This window comes from Colwellia sp. BRX8-7 (genome assembly GCF_014077275.1).
Lineage (GTDB): Bacteria > Pseudomonadota > Gammaproteobacteria > Enterobacterales > Alteromonadaceae > Colwellia_A.
Map to the genome: position 1 here is coordinate 330514 of NZ_JACGVP010000001.1, position 18031 is coordinate 348544.

Sequence of the window (18031 nt, forward strand, 5' to 3'; positions counted from 1 at the left end):
ATCAATAAAACAAAAATGCCAATTTAATTATGACAATCTCTGTTGAAAATACTTTACCTAGTTACGATAACCTTCCTGATGCTTGTATCATTAGTTTAGCTGAATATGGTGCAATTGCTGTACATGGAGCAGAACAAAGTAAATACCTACAAGGACAAGTGACTTGCGATGTAAATATACTGACAGATAATAACTTATTATTGGGTGGTCATTGCGACGCTAAAGGTAAAGTTTTTTCAGTGTTTAGATTGATAAATCGTCAAAATATTCATTTACTTTTACAACCTAAAACCAGTATTAGCCAATCATTAGCCGAACTGAAGAAATTTGGCGTATTTGCCAAAGTAACCATTGAACAAGCCACAGATTTAGCTTTTTATGCGGTTGCAGGAAAAAAGGCAACAGAAATACTCCATCAACAGTTTGTTGAATTACCTAATAGTTTAACACCGGTTTTACAAGTCGGTAGTACCACTATTGTCTACCTCGCGGGAAAATTAAAACGTTATCTTATAATTGATGAGGCGAAGGCTGCTGAAAAAATTATTAATGACTTTGCCTTAGTCACTTATTCTCAAGCGCTGTGGAATTTAATCGAAATTAATGAAGGTTTTCCTTTACTAGCACCAGAAACAGTTGCTTCTTATGTGCCACAAATGTTGAATTTACAAGCAATTCACGGCATAAGCTTTACTAAAGGCTGTTACTTAGGACAAGAGACTGTTGCTCGAATGCAGTATTTAGGAAAAAACAAACGTGCTTTATTTTCGTTAAAGAGTAAATCAGCAAATAATGAGTTAATAACCTTGCAAGCAGGTGATATTATTGAGCAACAGCTAGGTGCAAACTGGCGTAAAGCTGGTGACATCTTAGCGAGCTATATTAGTGATGATGGCATTTATTATCTGCAGGCTGTTTTAGCCAGCGATATCGATAGCACCACAAACTTACGGATTAAAAACCACGAAAACTCAGCATTAAGCTTAGTAGAATTGCCTTATAACTTAGCGGAATAGTCGCGAGTTACATTTATTTAAAATTTAGGACATATCATGAAAATTTCAGAAAACAAAGTTGTCGTTTTACACTATGCCGTATCCGACAGCGAAGATACACTCATCGACAGCTCTTATGATCACAGCCCTTTATCTATCATTCACGGTACAGGTTATCTCATTCCGGGCTTAGAAGATGCTTTAACAGATCATGTTGTTGATGATAAATTCGAAGTCGCAGTTAGCGCTGAAAATGCTTATGGCGATCGCCACGATGAGTTTGTACAAACCGTACCAAAAAGTATGTTCGAAAGTGTTGAAGATCTTGCGGTTGGTTCACAATTACGTGCAACGACTGATGATGGTGAGCAAACAGTTATTGTTATTGATGTCACTGATGATGAAATAACCGTTGACGGAAATCACCCTTTGGCAGGCATTGATTTAAAGTTTGATGTAGAAATTTTAGAAGTCCGTGATGCCACAGAAGATGAATTGAAACATGGACATGTCCATGGTGAAGGGGGTTGTGGTCACAACCACGACTAATCCTCATATAAACTGAGTTTGAAAAATAAAAAGCGAAATATAAGTACTTATATTTCGCTTTTTTATTAATTATTTGCCGCTAAATATTCATCACACTGATCACTTTTTCACGCACTTCTTGATAGCGAATATTTTCACAACAGCCAAAACCAGATAACTGTTTTATTTTATTACGGCTAAAAAGCGGCACGGTTAATCCAGTTAAAAATCGGCACATCGTTTCTAAAGATAAAACACCTTTGTGCTTGGTCGACATATGTTCAATAAGTGCCGTTAGCATGTCAACTATCGCAGTGTCATCTGGCAGAATACTTTCTTGTGAGTAACTTAGCTTAGCAACGTTTCCACGGCATACTGAACAATGTCCACAATTTTCAGGGGTGTTTTTATCATTAAAGTACAAGGATAAATTTCGACTTAGGCAAGAGGATAATTCAAAGAAGCGCACCAGTGTTGCAATACGTTTTATTTCTTTTTCTTCTTTTTCGACAAAATAATCATGTAGTGACTTAGCAAGTATATTAGCTGACAACAAGGCTTTGTTAACACTAAAAACTTCAGTGATTTTTTTTGTTTCCAAGGTGATCAGTTGCTTCTCTTGAAGGTATTCCAAAGCCACAATCACTCGGCCACGGTCACAGCCATAATGCTGAAATAGTGCATCAAAGTCTGGCTCTCCCCATACTTTTTTAAAACCGCTGTATTTAAAAATAGTCGCAAGAAAATCTTTGCGCTCACCTTCAAATAAATTTAACACCTCGTCTTTATTGGTGGTGAATTTATATTTAAAATCGGCAAAATATGAAAATAGTGGTTTAATAACACCTTGCAGCTCTAACTGAACAAGTAAGGTTCTCATGGGTAATTGGCGGATATTACTGGCATTTGACAGCGATAAACCTTGTAATTCCCAGCGATCATTTTGGCATTCTTGTTGAATGTTTTTTATAACACATTCAATACCACTCAGTTCGGGTGTATCACCAAAAACAAAATTTTCAACGGTATTTAGCCCATCTAAATTTGCCAAGGTAATGCAATTTGATGCTAAACCATCACGCCCTGCTCGGCCAATTTCCTGGCTGTAATTTTCAATTGACTTGGGTAAGTCATAATGAATAACAAAGCGGATATCTGCTTTATCTATGCCCATGCCAAAAGCAATAGTAGCCACGATGATTTGTACTTTTCCCGACATGAAATCTTCTTGAATTTTCTGTCGTTTTTCACTTATAAATCCGGCGTGATAAGGTTGCGCATTCAAACCTTGTTGCGTCAAAAAGTTTGCCACATACTCAGCACTTTGCTGTAAAGTCACATATACAATGCCACAACCGGTTTGATCAGCGATACTTGTTAGCAATTGTTGATTTTTATCTTTTGTTGAAACCGCTAACACCGACAAATCTAAATTTTGACGATAAAAGCCTGTTTGTACGATGTGCTCTGGTAAGATAGCGAATTTAGTGGCCATATCTTGCTTGACTTTTTTGGTCGCTGTGGCGGTCAACAAAAGCACCAGCGGAATGTTGAGTTCTTGGCGATAGTTAGGGAGTTTTAAATAATCGGGTCGAAAGTTATGCCCCCATTCAGAAATACAATGTGCCTCATCAACAACCAACATAGATACATTTACTGACTCAATAAATTGGCGAAAACGCTCGTTTTTAAAACGCTCAACCGACACCATAAGAATTTTTATTTTACCTGAACGCGTATCCGCCATGACTTGCTGATTTTGCTGTGGGGTTAATGTTGAATCGATACTTGCCGCTGCTATATTTTTCGTCGCTAAAAAGGCTAATTGATCTTTCATTAGCGCCAGCAAGGGAGAAACAACAATAGTTAAGTGAGGTAGTTCTATAGCCGCTAATTGATAGCATAATGATTTACCTGAGCCAGTCGGAAATATAGCGAGAGAAGATTGGCTATTGAGGAGCTGTTCAATCGTTTGCTGCTGTCCATCACGAAAGGCATCAAAACCAAAGATTTGCTTGAGTGAGTTAACAAGAGATGACACAAGAAATACCTATTAAATAAATGAATTAAAAAAAAACGAGTACCAACAGTCAATTGAAAATCACTGTTGATACTCGTTTTATAATAACAGAGTTACTTAAAAGGTTTTAATCACTTTAACTTTATCACTGACATTAGCAGCATCGATATAGCCAATAGCATCAGGGTTATCAGCAACAAAACTTAACACATCGGCATCATTATCAAATTCTGCTAAAGGTTTCGCCTTACCAGAGAAAATTAGCTTAGCCCAATAAGATTTAACTTGGTAGCTAGTCTTTTGCAACACTTTGCTTTCAAACTCTTCTCGAGCGGGACTTTCATCTTTTAAATTGGCTGCCATGACAGAAGCACCGTTAGTAAATTTCTTATTTTTACCTAAAAAAATCCGAGATATGTCTCTGTCGGTAAGCTCACTAGAATTAGCCGGATTCACAATAACAGCAATATCGGCAGAAGCCGTTAAACTAAAGCCTATTGAAAGTAAGATCGCAGTGACTTTTATATATTTCATCATCAATCCCCTAAAAAACAGTAACAAGTGAAGTGCGGAATAAACCAGCATCATTAGCACCATTAAGGTCATCATTAAAACCGGTATATTCAAACTTTAATGATGCAGAGCTATGAAAATCCCAACGTAAACCAACAGTAACATAGCTTGAATCATTTTTTTGACTCGCTATAACATCTTGTGTTGGTACTTTTAAAGCATCAAGAGGAGTTCCAGACGGTATAACGCTAGTAAAATCGTTCGCCGCAGTGTCTTCATCAACACCGTAAGTAACGTGTACTAAGTAATTATCAAAGCGCTTACCTAGCATCACATAATAAGACTCTTCTTCACCTAATAACGTATTATCTATTTTAAGCGTAGTATATTCGCCAACAACTAAGATGCCTTCATAGTCAATTTGAAAGCCAAGTTCAGTAAACGTTGCTTTATCTTCAAAAATACTAGTGTTGTCTGCAAATGTAGGGTAACCAAAGGCGTTCCAATTATTAGCAAGTCCATCTAACCCTGTTGAAGGTATTGTTACATCAGCATTAAAATAAGCAGCTCTCAAGGTTAGCCAATCTCTATTAAAGGTAGCTGCGCCACCTAAGATATTATCCATGTTAGGTGATGATTTTTCATCAAAGACTTCGATTTCATCGGAGTTATTACCCGCAATAAAGTGGTAAGTCGTATCAAATTCTCCAAGAGTACTGCTGTATATGCCGCTAAGACCGTCAAAAGTATTAAAAATTAAATCGTAAACACCTTTTGGTGGTGTTATCCACGGGTAGGCATACGAAACATCTAAAAAGTCTGAATACATAAAGAAAGGTGCTCGTTGACGCCCAGCCAAAACCCTAAATTTATCGTTTACGTTATAGCTAACGTAGGCCCACTCAAATTCAGTATCCCAATCATTCTCACCGCGAGAAACAATTTGTGCAGTAATATCAAGGCCTTCACCTATATTACTTGATGCTTGAATAGCCAGTAGAGAACCATTTTTAAAGTCAAATGTATCGTTAAAACCATACAACTCTTCATCACTCGATGTAGTGATACCACCTGTTATCGAAGCAAAGCCACTTAAATTGATATCTGCTTGAGCCGCATAGGAAATAAAGCTACTAGCAAGCGCTAGTACCGCTATTTTACTTTTCATATTATCCACCTTAGAGTTTGTATTTTTACGTGCTTATGTTTTTACATGTTTATATTTTTACATGCTTATATTTTATTAAAATCGATTAGTTTACAGGTAAGCTAACCTAATGAAGTGTAGATTAATATATTAAAAATGTTAGAGAACAAGTTTAAAAAATAACTATATTTCGGCCGCTATTACCGATATTTCAATAAGTAATTCGTTTCTTGCCATTGAAGCTTTGACACAAGCTCTTGCAGGAGCGAATCCCTGAGGGATCCAATTATCCCAAATTTCATTCATTTTTGAAAAATCATTCATATCTTTAATATAAATAGTTGCCGATAGAATATGCTTATTGTCGCTACCTGCTTGTTCAAGTAATTCATCAACTTTATCTAACATTGAACGTGTTTGTTCTTCAATGCCTTGGCTCGCATCTTTACAAACTTGCCCACATAAATAAATAACACCATTGTGCTTAACGATGCGGCTCATTCGTGTTTTTGTTTCTTGCCTAATAATAGTCATTTTATTTAGTCATGATTAAATATGTTAAAGTATATACTCTACTTACTAGAAATTGTAGCTTTGATACTTGTGCTGTGGAGAAACTTTACGCTAGTAGATAATAAATCACGCTTATTAACGTAATGTTGCAATTAATCATTCACAAATAGCACAATAAAAGATAAAGTATTTAGTAGATGCAATACTACTAATAAGGATAACTGATGGACATTAATCAGTGGGTTGATGAACTATTTGAATTTTTTGATGAAGATAAAGACGGTGCGATTAGTCGAAGTGAATTTGTTGAATTAATTGACTGTCTTTTGCAAGATAAAGGCATCCGTATGTGTGAGAGTATTTTTAATAAATTTGATGTTAATCATAATAATTCAATTTCCAAAGAAGAACTCAAAGCTATGGTGATTGAGTTAGCTTTGTAGCGTTTTTCATTAAAACTTACCCTTCTCCAATTATTCGTTGAGAAAGTAACTTTACTATTTTTCATCTAATCAAGAGCTTAACTAAGCTCTTTTTTTATACCTTAAATTCATTGGTCTGACCTCTTGTTTCAATTGTTTTTTCTGTTATCATTCAATCTCAGCTTACACGTGTACACTGAAATTAAATTTAAAGAAACAATGAAAAATAACAGGATAACAAATGACAAGCCAAGCTAGTTACAGCAAAAATGAAGAAATAGCCAACACCTTGACTCATGCTCTTGGCGCAATATTGTCTGTTATGGCTTGTTACATGCTACTCACTGCAGCTTTTACTGATAACTCATTAGTAAAAATAGTGAGTTATGCCGTTTACGGTGCCAGTTTGGTTTTATTATTCACCGCTTCAACTTTTTACCATGCCTTTCAAGATCCTGACAAAAAAAAGCTTTTTAAATTACTCGACCATTGTGCTATTTACTTGTTAATCGCAGGAACTTACACCCCTTTAATGATGGTTGCCTTAAACGACCAACTCGGTACTATTATGCTGACAATTATCTGGAGTATGGCTATATTAGGGGTGTTTTTTAAAATGAAATTTGGTCACCGCTATAAAAAAACCTCGCTGATCACCTACTTAGGTATGGGACTAATATCTATAACCATTATTGAACAGCTAAATGACAAATTATCAAATCAAGCCTTAACACTACTTGCTCTTGGCGGTATTATTTATTGTTTAGGGGTTATTTTTTATGTGCAAAAGCGTATACATTTCAACCATGCTATTTGGCATTTATTTGTTTTAGGTGGCGCAGCATGTCACTTCTTTATGATTTACTTCTACTTATAAGCGCTGATAAGGCTGACAAAAGAAATAACCAGAGATATAGTTGCTGGTGAGGATGGTAAATTAATTTATACCTAGATCAGCCGTTAAAACGCTATGGCCTTTGCAGGCTTTTAGGCTTGATTCTCGAGTTATCGTCAACTTTCTTAGTAATTGGAATGCGGCTACTAATTAATAGGTTCATAGCAAAAATAAATTAATTAAGCTTTCAATCCAACTTTCAATCCAACTTTCAATTCACAGTCAACGATAAGCGACTATCAACAAACCCTTGTAATGATTCCAGTATCATTGAAAAGTTTTTTGCACCCAGCCCTAAACGAAAATATGGCCCAGTAAGGCCAAATAGGCATGATGGGTAAGCGAATATTCCCGCTTGTTCAGCGAGTTGCTCAGCCCATTCAAGCATAGGTAAATCACTATGGCACTTCACTAATGTTAGTAAGCCTGCCTGAGGAGGACACCAACTAAAATGCAACTGGTTTTTGTCGATAAACTGCTGAAATAAAGCGATATTATCTTTGATAATAAGATTATTTTTACTGATGATTTTAACATGGTTTTCTAAAGCAAGCTCTGCCAGCTTTTCATCAACGATTGAAGTACAAATTGAGCCTTGAGCTTTTACCGCTAATAATTTTTTTAGCAGTGATTTATCCTTAGACACTGCCCAACCAATACGTAGCCCCGCCAAACCAAAACTTTTCGATAATACCGAGACAACAATCGTGCGATCATAATCTAAATAGCGATGAGCTAATTTAAGATCATTATAGTTACTCGCTTGAGAGACATCATCGGCTAAAAGGTAACAATTGAACTGTTTTGCAATGGCTAATATTTGCTCCGAAAATTGAGTGTCTATTATGCTACCACTGGGATTATGGGGAGAATTCAAGACAATTAGTCGGGTATTTTCGTTTACTAGGGCTAAAAGTGCCGCTTGGTTAATTTGCCAGTTTTGTTGAAAATCAACCGTAAGGCACCTTACTTTAATCCCCATCTGCTCTGCCATCGTCACTAGAGAGGGATAGCAAGGTGTAATAACAACAATTTCAATCGCTGCTTGTTGCTCAACTGTATTACCTTGCGTTCGTTCATTTTCGCTAAGTACTGTTTGGTAAATAGCTGACAACGCCTCTTGAGCGCCACAAAAAGTTAGAACATTGTCAGCAGTTAACTCAACTTGATGATGATTATAGTCTTGATGAAAACCGGCAATAAGTGATCGCAAATAATGGCTGCCACTTATCGACGCATAGGATAACGCTTGGTCACCCAGTAGATTATCAAGACTCGTTTCACCGAGTAGACACAATTGTGCTGCGGACAACGACTGTCCGCAAGAGTTACTCAAATTGTGCTTAATTGTGACCTTTTGATTTTCTGCAAGCTGTTGGCCAAAGGCGATATGTGCCGGTAAAATATTTTTCATCCTTGCTATATTTTCCGCTGCCAAATCGACATTTCGGTGGTGGTTACGGTGAAAGTGCATTGATTTTGCTTAATCACACGCGTTAATGGCTGTGCGTCTAAAAAAGTAAACTCTTCTGCTAGTTTTTCCTGTAAACCATCAAAGCCAATAACATTTTCACCATTGACTTTAAGCCCACCCAACCAGTTTTCTTTTTCAGTGTGTTTCGCTGAGTATTGATGGTCGGTTAATACAAAAAGTAAACCTTGTTTATTAAGTCGCTTAGACAGTGTGGCTAACAACTGTTTAGGTTGATAACTCTTTTCTAGCGCATGCTCAACTAAAATCGCATCATAACCGTTAAAAATGGGTTTTAAATTGCTCGCATCACCCTGACTAAAAACAATATGGTCAGCGTTGTTGTTTAGCGCTAAGGCCTTAAGAGACACCTCGTGAAAACTCTGTATGTCACCAGAAATAACGTTGGTGTAACGGAGTGTTTTCTGTTGTTGAAGTTGCACACCAAATTGAATATAACGCGCAGAAAAATCTACCGCATCAATATGCTGAAAATGCTCTGACAACTCAAAAGCGGTTCGTCCAACACTACAACCTAAGTTCAATAACTTGTCGGTATTAATGCCCAGAGCTTGTACTTTATTAAGCAATAATTGGCTAACTTGTTGTGAATAGTTTTCAACACTTAAATGTTGATCACCATAATGACTTTCGAGTTGCTGACAAACTTCACGATCAGTTTCATATCGATTAACCGGCGTTAATGGTATTTTGCCATCGATATTTTCAACATAACGAAAACCAGCATGCTGAGTAAAGTGACGACGAAAAGCATAACGAGATGACGGAATGGTTTCGTTGCCGGTAGAAATCCATGAACCGCCTTTAATTAAGTTATGTTTACCATCAAAGGTTGGCGTAGAAAAATCATCATAAAGTGGATGAACTTTAAACCCCTCATAACCATCTATTGCTGACTCATTCCATTGCCATACATTGCCAATAACATCATAAAAATCCCCCGTTGAAAATTCATCAATCGGGCATGAAGAAGCGTAACGGGCTAAGTTTATATTACCTAATACTTGTTCTTCATTATCGCTGGCATTATTGATTAGACAATGCCACTGTGCTTCAGTAGGCATAGCAATATTTTTTTGAGTTTGTTCACTTTTCCAATGACAGAAAGCTTTCGCTTCTAAGTAGTTCACTTCTGCAGGCCAATTCAAAGGTAAAGGCATTTCATTAAGTAAGTTACGCTGCACGTATTCATCGTTATTTTTTCGCCAAAAACGCGGCATTTCAGCTTTAGTGAAACTTAGCCACTTTTGCCCTTCTTCGCTCCAATAATGTGGTTTTTTGTAACCACCTGCATCGATAAAAGCTAAAAACTCTTGATTAGAGACTAAATATTTAGAAGCTGAAAAGGCACTAACCTCAACAGATAACTCACCATATTCGTTGTCCCAGCCGTAAGTTTCATCGGTTAACTTTTTCCCTAATACAATAGATTGTTCTGTAACAGGTAATAATTCGTTCGCTGGAGCCGTTGAAAAATGAGCACAACTTGTCCATTGTCCCGCTACTTCAGATGGCTGTGTTAAGCAATCTAGCGGTAACATGCGCATAATAACTGATGAAGTCTCAAGATGGATGCGTTCATGCTCACAGCCCATCAATATCACCCAAGCTAACGAGTCTTGTTTGATAGGTAAGCTAATTTCCATGGTATCAATAAGGTTATTAACCACAGTGAAAACTTGTTGACGGTATTCTCTTACTTCATCAACATTAGGCCAGTCGTAATGCTCACTGTTGAGATCATCCCAGCTCATTTCATCAACACCAACAGCGCAAACAGCTTCTAACTTGGTATTAACACGCTTATTAATGTACTTACCCAAAAGTAATTTATTAATAAAAAAAGTAGCCGTATGGCCAAAATAAAAGATAAGTGGATGGCGTAAAGTCTCAGGCCGTAAATAGTAGGCTTCATCTTTGTTGATTAAAGCAAACAACGACTCGTAAGTCGTCCAAGTATTATGGAAGTAGCTTTTTAGCTCGGCGCGTTTATCATCTATAGATAAACCATTAAGCTGCGGGGTAATATTTTGATTATTAATAAGAGTCATATTTTATTTTTAAATTAATTATGATGTATGAGTGAGAATAAGTTTTTGTTGATACGGCGCTAAAATCATTTGCTTTAATTTGTCACCTAACTGCAACTGCCCTGATATTTGCTCACCATTTATAAATTGACCCGATAGCTTATTTAAACTTTCGCTTAACCAGTGATCATTTGCAAATAGTGATATTGCGCCCAATTTTTCTTGCTCTGTATTATCATACAATGAAAAAGGTAAATTTTGATGATGAACTTCTTTACGGAGCAATTTGCGACAGTTATCCACCTTATATACTTCAAGCGCGTCAATTAAGTTCAATAAAGAGTAAATAATATTAAAATAAGCATTATATTGCATACTTGAAGCACCAATTCTGTGCTCGATACGAGCAGTTTTTTGCCAATTTTGTCGCTTAACTAGTACTTCATTTTTGTGATTATAAAGTACCGGCTCTTCGCCCATCGCTTGATTATGTTTACCCACTTCTTTATACAAGGCAATACTGCCTTGGTGTCCGCCTGAAATATCCACGGGTGAACATAACTCAGCCGCTAAACCGTATTTAGTTTTTAATGCTAGTCGCTCAAAAGCTTCTTCTTCAGGTAAATAAATCAAACAACAATTTAAACTAGTATCAAGAAAGCATTGCTGTAAATATTCACCAAAGCCGCGTTCAATAATAATGTTTTTACCTTCACTATCAAGCGCACTAATATTCATTTGAACAGCATTAGGGATATGCACTGCCCGTGTTTCTGTGGTGAAAATATCACCACTACCACTGGCTAACTTGCCTTTATCACCAGACCAAACAACCGGTTTGATTAATGTTTTACTTATGCCTTGTTCGGCAAAAAAACGAGGTAAAAGGTGTAACGCTTGGCTTAAATTATTAGCCTCTTTTAACGGCGACTGGCCATTAAATAAAGAAACATACTCCCACTGACTATACCAATACTCTGGCACTAATTCTCCGTCAATTCCTGCATGCGCTAACTGACGATTAATTCTTTGATAATCTAGTGAAAATCTTTTTATTTTACTATCGAGCTGATAACAACCTTCTAATTCAAAGTGAATTACAGGAGTAAAGCCAAGCTGTTTTATATAATTCTGTAATAATATAATAGCTTGAACGGCGAACGGTGTTGTATTATTCATATGAGATAATGGCTTTCTATTGATATATAACCACATTATTTTTACCGTTATGCTTTGCCTGGTAAAGGGCAGCATCGGCATGTAGGTATAACATTTCACTCGTTGGGCTAAGTTGAGACAAGGTTGCTATACCGATACTTACGGTTAACTGTAAACTTGGCTCGACTTGGAAAACTTGCTGACTTATTTTTTTTAAAAAACGTTCAGCAATTACTTTACATTGCTTTTCGTCGGTACGAGGTAAAATACATAAGAATTCTTCTCCGCCAACACGGCCAATGACATCTCCATTACGAAAGACATCATGACAAAGATCAGCTATTTTTTTAATAACTTTATCACCAACAGGATGACCAAACTTATCATTGACCATTTTAAAGTCATCAATATCAAATAAAATCACCGAAAGTTCAGTTTTTTCGACTAAGACATCGTTCAGGTAGTTCGATAAGTACTCAAAAATATAGCGGCGGTTATATAAATTTGATAATGGGTCTTTAATTGACAGTGCATACATTTTCTTATTATTTTTATACTGAATGGTTATCACGATAATGACAACCACGCCGGCACATAACATAAAAATCAGTAGATAAAGGTTCTGTAATTTTTGTTGATGATAGGAATCATTTTCTAAAGCGGCGACCTTTTTTCGTTGCAGGGTAAGTGCTTGTTCAACATATTTTCGCTCATTTTCCATCGCAGCGCGCGCTGTAGTTAATCGTGTGCTGGAGTTTTTGACCAATAACTCATTGTATTTTTGATAATACTGTCGAGATAATTGAAAAGCTTCACTGTCATTATTTCTTGCGTGAGCAAGCTCTGAGCCGAGCTTTATAACTTCTAATTGCCACTTAGTGCCGACTAATTCAGGTAAAGACATGAATATGTTTTCAGCTTTAGTCAACGATGCCTGCGCTTGTTCTAACTCACCCAAGATAATAAAACAGTGAACCTGTTGCTTATATAATTCGGCATTATAATCAATCAAGCCATTTAACGTTAGAGCATGATTAATAACATCGATAGCTTTAACACAATCGCCTTTTTCGGCCAGTGTCATACCTAAACCGTACGCTGAAAAAAAAGAAATTTCAGTGTTAGGGGTATAGGCAATTTTTTCTTGATAAAGCTCAAAGTAGCGAATCGCCAAATCATATTTTTGCCAATATCGATAGGTTATAGCAATGCCGTAAATAGCCTCTGAAACATGAGCTGGATAATTTAAACGTTCATAGGTATTTAATGCTTTTTGGTAATATTCTATCGATTTTTCATAATCGTCCATATAGCCATAAATAGCACCGTAGGTTTCATTGATAACAGCAATTAGAAAGTGTTCTTTTAGTGAATAAGCATCTAAGTAAGCTTCTTGCATTTCATTCAATGACAGTTCGAAGAGTTCAGTGATACTTTTTGTAAAAGCAAGCTCTTGTTTAGCAAGGATAAAAAGGTAAGTTGAATTATTTTTTTTTGCTATAGACATAGCCTTTCGAAGAATAAGTACAGAATCTGCATACTGAGCATGGCGACGATAAATTAACCCCTGATAAATATAAAGGTGACTTTGAATTTTTAATGGGGTTTTGTCGTCGATAAGCGCTACGGCTTGTGCGATGGTCTTATTAAAGTCTTCATAAAAATAGAGTAAATTTTCTGCTTGAGCTTTACGTAACAACCACCAAGATTGTTGTAGTTTTGGCATAGTTGAAAAAGATTTTTCTGCGTTTAATAATTGTTGATAAGATTGCAGAGGTTGTTGGCGTATTTCTTCATCCATGTTCAATAAGCGATTTAGCTCATCGGTTTGTTCTACCGCTAATTGGCCACTACTATTTGCCTGTGATTGACTACAGGAAAAAAAAAAGATAATAACAACAACCGAAAAAAACCGATAAAAATCAAATTTCATTACACATCCGTAATTAATGATCTTGTTAATTCATGTAAGTATTTCAACCTTAACATAGACCTTTTTTTAAAACGAGTTAAAGCCATAAAATTGTATCATCAGCGATATATTAACCAATATTAATCCTCGTAAAGCGCTTTAAAAGCCGCCACTTTAAATCCTTGCAGATACTCTTCACCAATCTTTATTACCGGTACGGATCTAAAGTTTGCTCTGCGAAACTCTTTTTGTCCCGCGGCTGTTTTTACATTACATAAACGATAAGCAATGTTGTTTTTATCTAAGTACGCTTTCGCCGTGTCACAATGAGGGCAGTTACTCATACTATATAAGACAATTTTCTTCATGCTAAATTTCCTTGGTTATTTATTCGCTGCATTTCCTTCAACAAGTGAATAAATATTAAATGGGTGTCCATAATACATACTATAATACACAGAATTATTTTACGGCTGTTTGGCTAGTTTACAGGAACTTATCTTGAAAAACGCTGACACTTGCGGAAAATTAAATTAAATTATCTGCTAGGTAATCATCAGTAAACTAAAATAACGCCGCTTAATTGAAAAGACACACAGCTACTTTAAGATATCTTGTAACCATTAATCCAAATAACTATCACTTAGTGTTAGAAGCGGATAAATATTTCGGTTATTATTAAAATAACAGGCAAAATGTTAACAAATAAAAAGAGTCATCATCATGCAAGATAACCCAGTAAATATCACTTCCACTATAGTAAAAACTTTTGTTTGGAGTAGAAACATTCGTTTATTTCATTGGTTGAATGTCTTGTCAGTACTTTTGCTTATTGTTATTGGTAGCGTTATTTATTTTGGTAAGGATCTAGGTATCTCAACAGAAGGTAAAATACTGCTTAAAACAATACATGTATGTGTGGGTTATGTTTTTGCTGCAAATTTAATTTTTAGAATTATTCTTGGTTTTATTGGTAAAGGATATGAACGTTGGGGACAAACACTGCCTTTTAATAAAGTCTTTAAACAAGAACTAGCCGATTTCAAAAAAGATAAAAATAAGACATTTAAAGGTCATAGTCCACTGGGGAAACTTATGGTTGGCGCTTTAATGTTAAGTCTTTCTATTCAAATGGTTTCAGGTTTAGTGATTGCGGGTACTGACATTTATTATCCTCCTTTTGGGCAATACTTTGCTAGCAGCATAGCTCAAGATAAAAGCCAAGTAGCCTTGATTAAGCCCTACAGTAAAGAAAATGTTGATGCAGATGCTTATAAAGAAATGCGCAATGTAAGAAAGCCTTTTATAACTGCTCACGTTTATAGCTTTTACTTTTTGTTGCTGTTGATCCCACTACATATTTTAGCCGTATTTTTTGCTGAACGACGTGAAAAACATTCTATTGTTTCTTCAATGATCCACGGCTTTAAATATTTACCTAAAGACAAGTAAAACCACTTTTATCCTACCGCTGTGATAATGGCCTACTCACCACATAGTGAATGAGTGGGTCGCTTCCTAACAAAATATGGTTACGGATGAAACAATTTGACTATCACCGAGAATAAACACTGTATAAAAAAACAGTTATTGTGCTAAGCTTATTCTAATGGTCTGTATTGAACCCTTGGAAATTCTATTGAAACTATATATTGCCGAAAAGCCAAGTTTAGGACGTGCCATTGCGGCAGCTTTACCCAACCCCCATAAAAGTCAACAAGGCTATATAGCGCTCGGCAATGATGTAACAATCAATCACCATAAGTTTGACACTATATTTTTATTATATAATTCAATAAACAAGGTCATATTATCACGATATAAGCTTGACGCAGTTACCAAGCTAAAAACGTTGAAAAAAAGCCTCACTATTATTGACAAATACATACAAAAAAAGAGCTTGTTCTTGACTCTGTTTGACAATCACAACCCTCTGTTAGTCCAGGCTTAATATTTATGAAATTATTTATTGCAGAAAAACCTAGCTTAGCAAGAGCAATTGTAGACGTACTACCTAAACCTCATAAAAAAAATGATGGTTATATAGAAGCAGGTAATGGCGATGTCGTTACCTGGTGCATAGGACATTTATTAGAACAAGCTCCACCTGAAGATTACGATATTAAATATAAAAAATGGGTAGTTGAACATTTACCCATAATTCCTGAGCAATGGAAGTTAAAACCAAAACCAAAAACTCGAAAACAACTGACCGTTATAAAAAGGCTAATAAAACAAGCTGATACCATCGTAAATTCTGGTGATGTGGATCGTGAAGGTCAAATATTAGTTGATGAAGCGATTAGCTTTAGCGGAGCATCTAAATCCAAAATAGATAATGCTTTGAGGTGTCTAATAACCGATATGAATTTTAATGCGGTTAAAAAAGCGGTAGATAACTTAAAACCTAATAAAAATTATATCCCTCTTGCTGTTTCAGCATTATCAAGAGCTAGAGCTGATTGGCTTTATGGCTTAAATATGACTCGTCTTTGTACTTTACAAGGGCAGAAATCAGGCTATCAAGGCGTATTATCAATTGGTCGGGTACAGACTCCGATATTAGGTTTAGTGGTAAACCGAGATATTGAAATAGAAAATTTCATCTCAAAGCCTTTTTATGAAGTACTTGCTCATATCACGACAAAAAACGGTGAAAAGTATCAGGGTAAGTGGAAGCCAAGTAAGGCTTGTGAGCCTTTCATGGATGAAGAGAAACGCATATTATCAAAAAAGCTAGCTGAAAATGTAGTCAATCGTATTAATGACAAACCGGCAAAAATTGAAAAGGTTACACAGGATAAAAAACAGCAAGTAGCACCATTACCTTTCAGTTTATCTGGCTTACAAATATCAGCCGCTAAAGCTTTTGGTATGAGTGCAAAGCAAGTATTAGATATCTGTCAGCAACTTTATGAAAAGCACAAATTAATAACTTACCCTAGATCTGATTGCCAATACTTACCGACGGAACACCTCAATGATGTACCTGCCGTAACCAACGCTATGAGTAACGTATCTGAGAAATTAGCCGATATGTTAAAAAATGCAGATTTAAAGAAAAGAAGTAGAGCTTGGAACAATAAAAAAGTCAGTGCTCATCATGCTATTATACCCACAGCTAAAAATAACCCAACTGGCGCACTATCAAATGATGAAGCTAAAATTTATGAAATAATATCTCGGCAGTATATTGCACAATTTTATCCAAATTTTGAATATATGGACAAGCAAATAGACACTATTATTGATGGTGGTTTATTTATCAGTAAGCAAAAAGATATCATTAAAAACGGCTGGAAAGATTTATTTCCTAGCTCTAATAAAAGTAAAGATAATTCCGGATTTTCAGCGATTAAGTTACCCAATGTTATAGCGGGTGATTGCGTGCATTGTTTACATGGCGAGCTTGTAGAAAAAAATACTAGCCCACCTAAATACTTTACTGATGCAACGATATTGGGTGCCCTTACCGGCATAGCTCGTTATGTGACGAATGCTGAAATAAAAAAATTACTAAGAGATACTGATGGACTAGGTACGGAGGCAACACGTGCTGGTATTATAGAACTCCTGTTTAAGCGTCAATTTTTAGTGAGAAAAGGAAAAGATATAAGAGCAACAGAGATTGGGAAAAAACTCATTACCTCTTTACCCGTTCAAATCTCCCAGCCTGACATGACAGCACTATGGGAGTCACAGTTAGAATCAATAAGTAATAAAACACTCAACTACCAATTCTTTATTAAAGGAGTTGAAAAAAACTTACAACAACTCATCCTTGAAGTTAAAGATATTGCATTTACTGATTTGCCCCAATCCAATACCCCAAGAAGATTTACTAAAAAAAGAAATAGAAAGCGAGCAACATAAAAATCATCTATTAAAGCTAATTGTCTAGAGTAGACTCGTTAGTTTATTAAGTATCTGTATTTAATTTTAACCCTATCTTGCTATGACTATATCAATAATATCATTACTGACTAAAGCAATGAAATGAAGTGCGAATATTAATTTGACACTCATGGAGAGCTGATAAAATGAGCAATGAGTCGTCGTGGAAACTGTTGCGATAATAGCCCAATGTAACGGTTTTTAGACGTTTAAAAAAAACAATGGATACCAACAACGGGTTATCGCTCATTTATTGAAGCTGAAAACTCAGTAGTTAACTATATTATTGGATATTACAGCAAAGTTAGGCCTCACCGTTATAATGGAAGATCATACTAGGGAAATTTTAATACTACAAAAACAGTAAAAGGGTTAGTCAAATATTGATTAAAAAATAGAGACTTGCACAATAAACACCCATAATGCAAACTAGAGTTAATAGTTAATAATAATAGTCTTAGTACTTTCTCAAGCTCCGTAAGTAAGTACAAATCAAAGACAAATAAGCTCAA

At 35.8% G+C, this 18031-nt stretch carries 15 protein-coding genes and 1 pseudogene; 7 read left to right on the forward strand and 9 right to left on the reverse strand.

Annotation, left to right across the window (positions count from 1 at the left end):
* The first annotated feature begins 29 nt into the window (after positions 1-29).
* Positions 30-1016, forward strand: coding sequence for a tRNA-modifying protein YgfZ (gene ygfZ / locus H4J57_RS01410; protein ID WP_182213361.1), 987 nt, complete (start codon positions 30-32; stop codon positions 1014-1016).
* Positions 1017-1052: 36 nt separating this feature from the next.
* Positions 1053-1544, forward strand: a complete 492-nt coding sequence (locus H4J57_RS01415) for a peptidylprolyl isomerase (protein WP_070374747.1) — start codon at positions 1053-1055, stop codon at positions 1542-1544.
* A gap of 79 nt (positions 1545-1623) precedes the next feature.
* Here H4J57_RS01415 and H4J57_RS01420 read toward each other — a convergent pair whose 3' ends face one another.
* The 4 genes from H4J57_RS01420 to H4J57_RS01435 all read right to left on the reverse strand — a co-directional run bounded on the left by H4J57_RS01420 (position 1624) and on the right by H4J57_RS01435 (position 5737).
* The gene (locus tag H4J57_RS01420) at positions 1624-3564 is read right to left on the reverse strand and encodes an ATP-dependent DNA helicase RecQ (RefSeq protein ID WP_182241722.1); all 1941 of its coding nucleotides are present in this window, start codon (positions 3562-3564) and stop codon (positions 1624-1626) included.
* 96 nt (positions 3565-3660) lie between these two features.
* A complete protein-coding gene (locus H4J57_RS01425; protein ID WP_259364804.1) occupies positions 3661-4077 on the reverse strand; it encodes a phosphate ABC transporter substrate-binding protein in 417 nt (138 codons plus the stop codon).
* A 10-nt stretch (positions 4078-4087) separates the two neighbouring features.
* Positions 4088-5224: a hypothetical protein gene (locus H4J57_RS01430; RefSeq protein WP_182213357.1), complete on the reverse strand. Its 1137-nt coding sequence runs from the start codon at positions 5222-5224 to the stop codon at positions 4088-4090.
* A 162-nt stretch (positions 5225-5386) separates the two neighbouring features.
* Entirely contained in the window at positions 5387-5737 is a 351-nt protein-coding gene (locus H4J57_RS01435) for a RidA family protein (protein WP_182213355.1), read from the reverse strand.
* Positions 5738-5940: 203 nt separating this feature from the next.
* On the opposite strand from H4J57_RS01435, the gene H4J57_RS01440 reads away from it, so the two are divergent.
* Together H4J57_RS01440 and trhA are read left to right on the forward strand one after the other, a co-directional pair.
* Positions 5941-6159 carry an EF-hand domain-containing protein gene (locus tag H4J57_RS01440; RefSeq protein ID WP_070374752.1) on the forward strand — a complete coding sequence of 73 codons (219 nt, stop codon included), beginning with the start codon at positions 5941-5943 and terminating at the stop codon, positions 6157-6159.
* Positions 6160-6379: 220 nt separating this feature from the next.
* On the forward strand, positions 6380-7015 hold the full coding sequence (gene trhA / locus H4J57_RS01445; RefSeq protein ID WP_182213353.1) for a PAQR family membrane homeostasis protein TrhA: 636 nt from the start codon (positions 6380-6382) through the stop codon (positions 7013-7015).
* A 229-nt stretch (positions 7016-7244) separates the two neighbouring features.
* Here trhA and H4J57_RS01450 read toward each other — a convergent pair whose 3' ends face one another.
* From H4J57_RS01450 to H4J57_RS01470, 5 genes are all read right to left on the reverse strand, one after another.
* Entirely contained in the window at positions 7245-8507 is a 1263-nt protein-coding gene (locus H4J57_RS01450) for a pyridoxal phosphate-dependent aminotransferase (protein ID WP_182241723.1), read from the reverse strand.
* Positions 8453-10576, reverse strand: coding sequence for a 5-histidylcysteine sulfoxide synthase (ovoA, locus tag H4J57_RS01455; protein ID WP_182241724.1), 2124 nt, complete (start codon positions 10574-10576; stop codon positions 8453-8455). The genes H4J57_RS01450 and ovoA overlap by 55 nt, the downstream gene beginning before the upstream one ends.
* An 18-nt stretch (positions 10577-10594) precedes the next feature.
* A complete protein-coding gene (locus H4J57_RS01460; protein ID WP_182221119.1) occupies positions 10595-11734 on the reverse strand; it encodes a hypothetical protein in 1140 nt (379 codons plus the stop codon).
* A 16-nt stretch (positions 11735-11750) separates the two neighbouring features.
* Positions 11751-13646 (reverse strand): tetratricopeptide repeat-containing diguanylate cyclase, encoded by a 1896-nt coding sequence (locus tag H4J57_RS01465; RefSeq protein ID WP_182241725.1) that lies wholly within the window; start codon positions 13644-13646, stop codon positions 11751-11753.
* Positions 13647-13765: 119 nt separating this feature from the next.
* The gene (locus H4J57_RS01470) at positions 13766-13993 is read right to left on the reverse strand and encodes a glutaredoxin family protein (protein ID WP_070374757.1); all 228 of its coding nucleotides are present in this window, start codon (positions 13991-13993) and stop codon (positions 13766-13768) included.
* 355 nt (positions 13994-14348) lie between these two features.
* On the opposite strand from H4J57_RS01470, the gene H4J57_RS01475 reads away from it, so the two are divergent.
* From H4J57_RS01475 to H4J57_RS19895, 3 genes and pseudogenes are all read left to right on the forward strand, one after another.
* The gene (locus tag H4J57_RS01475; RefSeq protein ID WP_182241726.1) at positions 14349-15077 is read left to right on the forward strand and encodes a cytochrome b/b6 domain-containing protein; all 729 of its coding nucleotides are present in this window, start codon (positions 14349-14351) and stop codon (positions 15075-15077) included.
* A gap of 504 nt (positions 15078-15581) precedes the next feature.
* A complete protein-coding gene (locus tag H4J57_RS01480) occupies positions 15582-17498 on the forward strand; it encodes a DNA topoisomerase III (protein ID WP_182241727.1) in 1917 nt (638 codons plus the stop codon).
* Positions 17499-17669: 171 nt separating this feature from the next.
* A pseudogene (locus tag H4J57_RS19895) lies at positions 17670-17843 on the forward strand (IS3 family transposase); the annotation flags it as partial.
* Between the last annotated feature and the right edge of the window lie 188 nt (positions 17844-18031).

What these genes read in the sequence shown, in the direction of transcription:
- ygfZ (WP_182213361.1), top strand. Translation starts at nt 30, where the DNA reads ATGACAATCTCTGTTGAAAATACTTTACCTAGTTACGATAACCTTCCT.
- H4J57_RS01415 (WP_070374747.1), top strand. Translation starts at nt 1,053, where the DNA reads ATGAAAATTTCAGAAAACAAAGTTGTCGTTTTACACTATGCCGTATCC.
- H4J57_RS01425 (WP_259364804.1), bottom strand. Translation starts at nt 4,077, where the DNA reads ATGAAATATATAAAAGTCACTGCGATCTTACTTTCAATAGGCTTTAGT.
- H4J57_RS01430 (WP_182213357.1), bottom strand. Translation starts at nt 5,224, where the DNA reads ATGAAAAGTAAAATAGCGGTACTAGCGCTTGCTAGTAGCTTTATTTCC.
- H4J57_RS01435 (WP_182213355.1), bottom strand. Translation starts at nt 5,737, where the DNA reads ATGACTATTATTAGGCAAGAAACAAAAACACGAATGAGCCGCATCGTT.
- H4J57_RS01440 (WP_070374752.1), top strand. Translation starts at nt 5,941, where the DNA reads ATGGACATTAATCAGTGGGTTGATGAACTATTTGAATTTTTTGATGAA.
- trhA (WP_182213353.1), top strand. Translation starts at nt 6,380, where the DNA reads ATGACAAGCCAAGCTAGTTACAGCAAAAATGAAGAAATAGCCAACACC.
- H4J57_RS01450 (WP_182241723.1), bottom strand. Translation starts at nt 8,507, where the DNA reads ATGCACTTTCACCGTAACCACCACCGAAATGTCGATTTGGCAGCGGAA.
- ovoA (WP_182241724.1), bottom strand. Translation starts at nt 10,576, where the DNA reads ATGACTCTTATTAATAATCAAAATATTACCCCGCAGCTTAATGGTTTA.
- H4J57_RS01460 (WP_182221119.1), bottom strand. Translation starts at nt 11,734, where the DNA reads ATGAATAATACAACACCGTTCGCCGTTCAAGCTATTATATTATTACAG.
- H4J57_RS01465 (WP_182241725.1), bottom strand. Translation starts at nt 13,646, where the DNA reads ATGAAATTTGATTTTTATCGGTTTTTTTCGGTTGTTGTTATTATCTTT.
- H4J57_RS01470 (WP_070374757.1), bottom strand. Translation starts at nt 13,993, where the DNA reads ATGAAGAAAATTGTCTTATATAGTATGAGTAACTGCCCTCATTGTGAC.
- H4J57_RS01475 (WP_182241726.1), top strand. Translation starts at nt 14,349, where the DNA reads ATGCAAGATAACCCAGTAAATATCACTTCCACTATAGTAAAAACTTTT.
- H4J57_RS01480 (WP_182241727.1), top strand. Translation starts at nt 15,582, where the DNA reads ATGAAATTATTTATTGCAGAAAAACCTAGCTTAGCAAGAGCAATTGTA.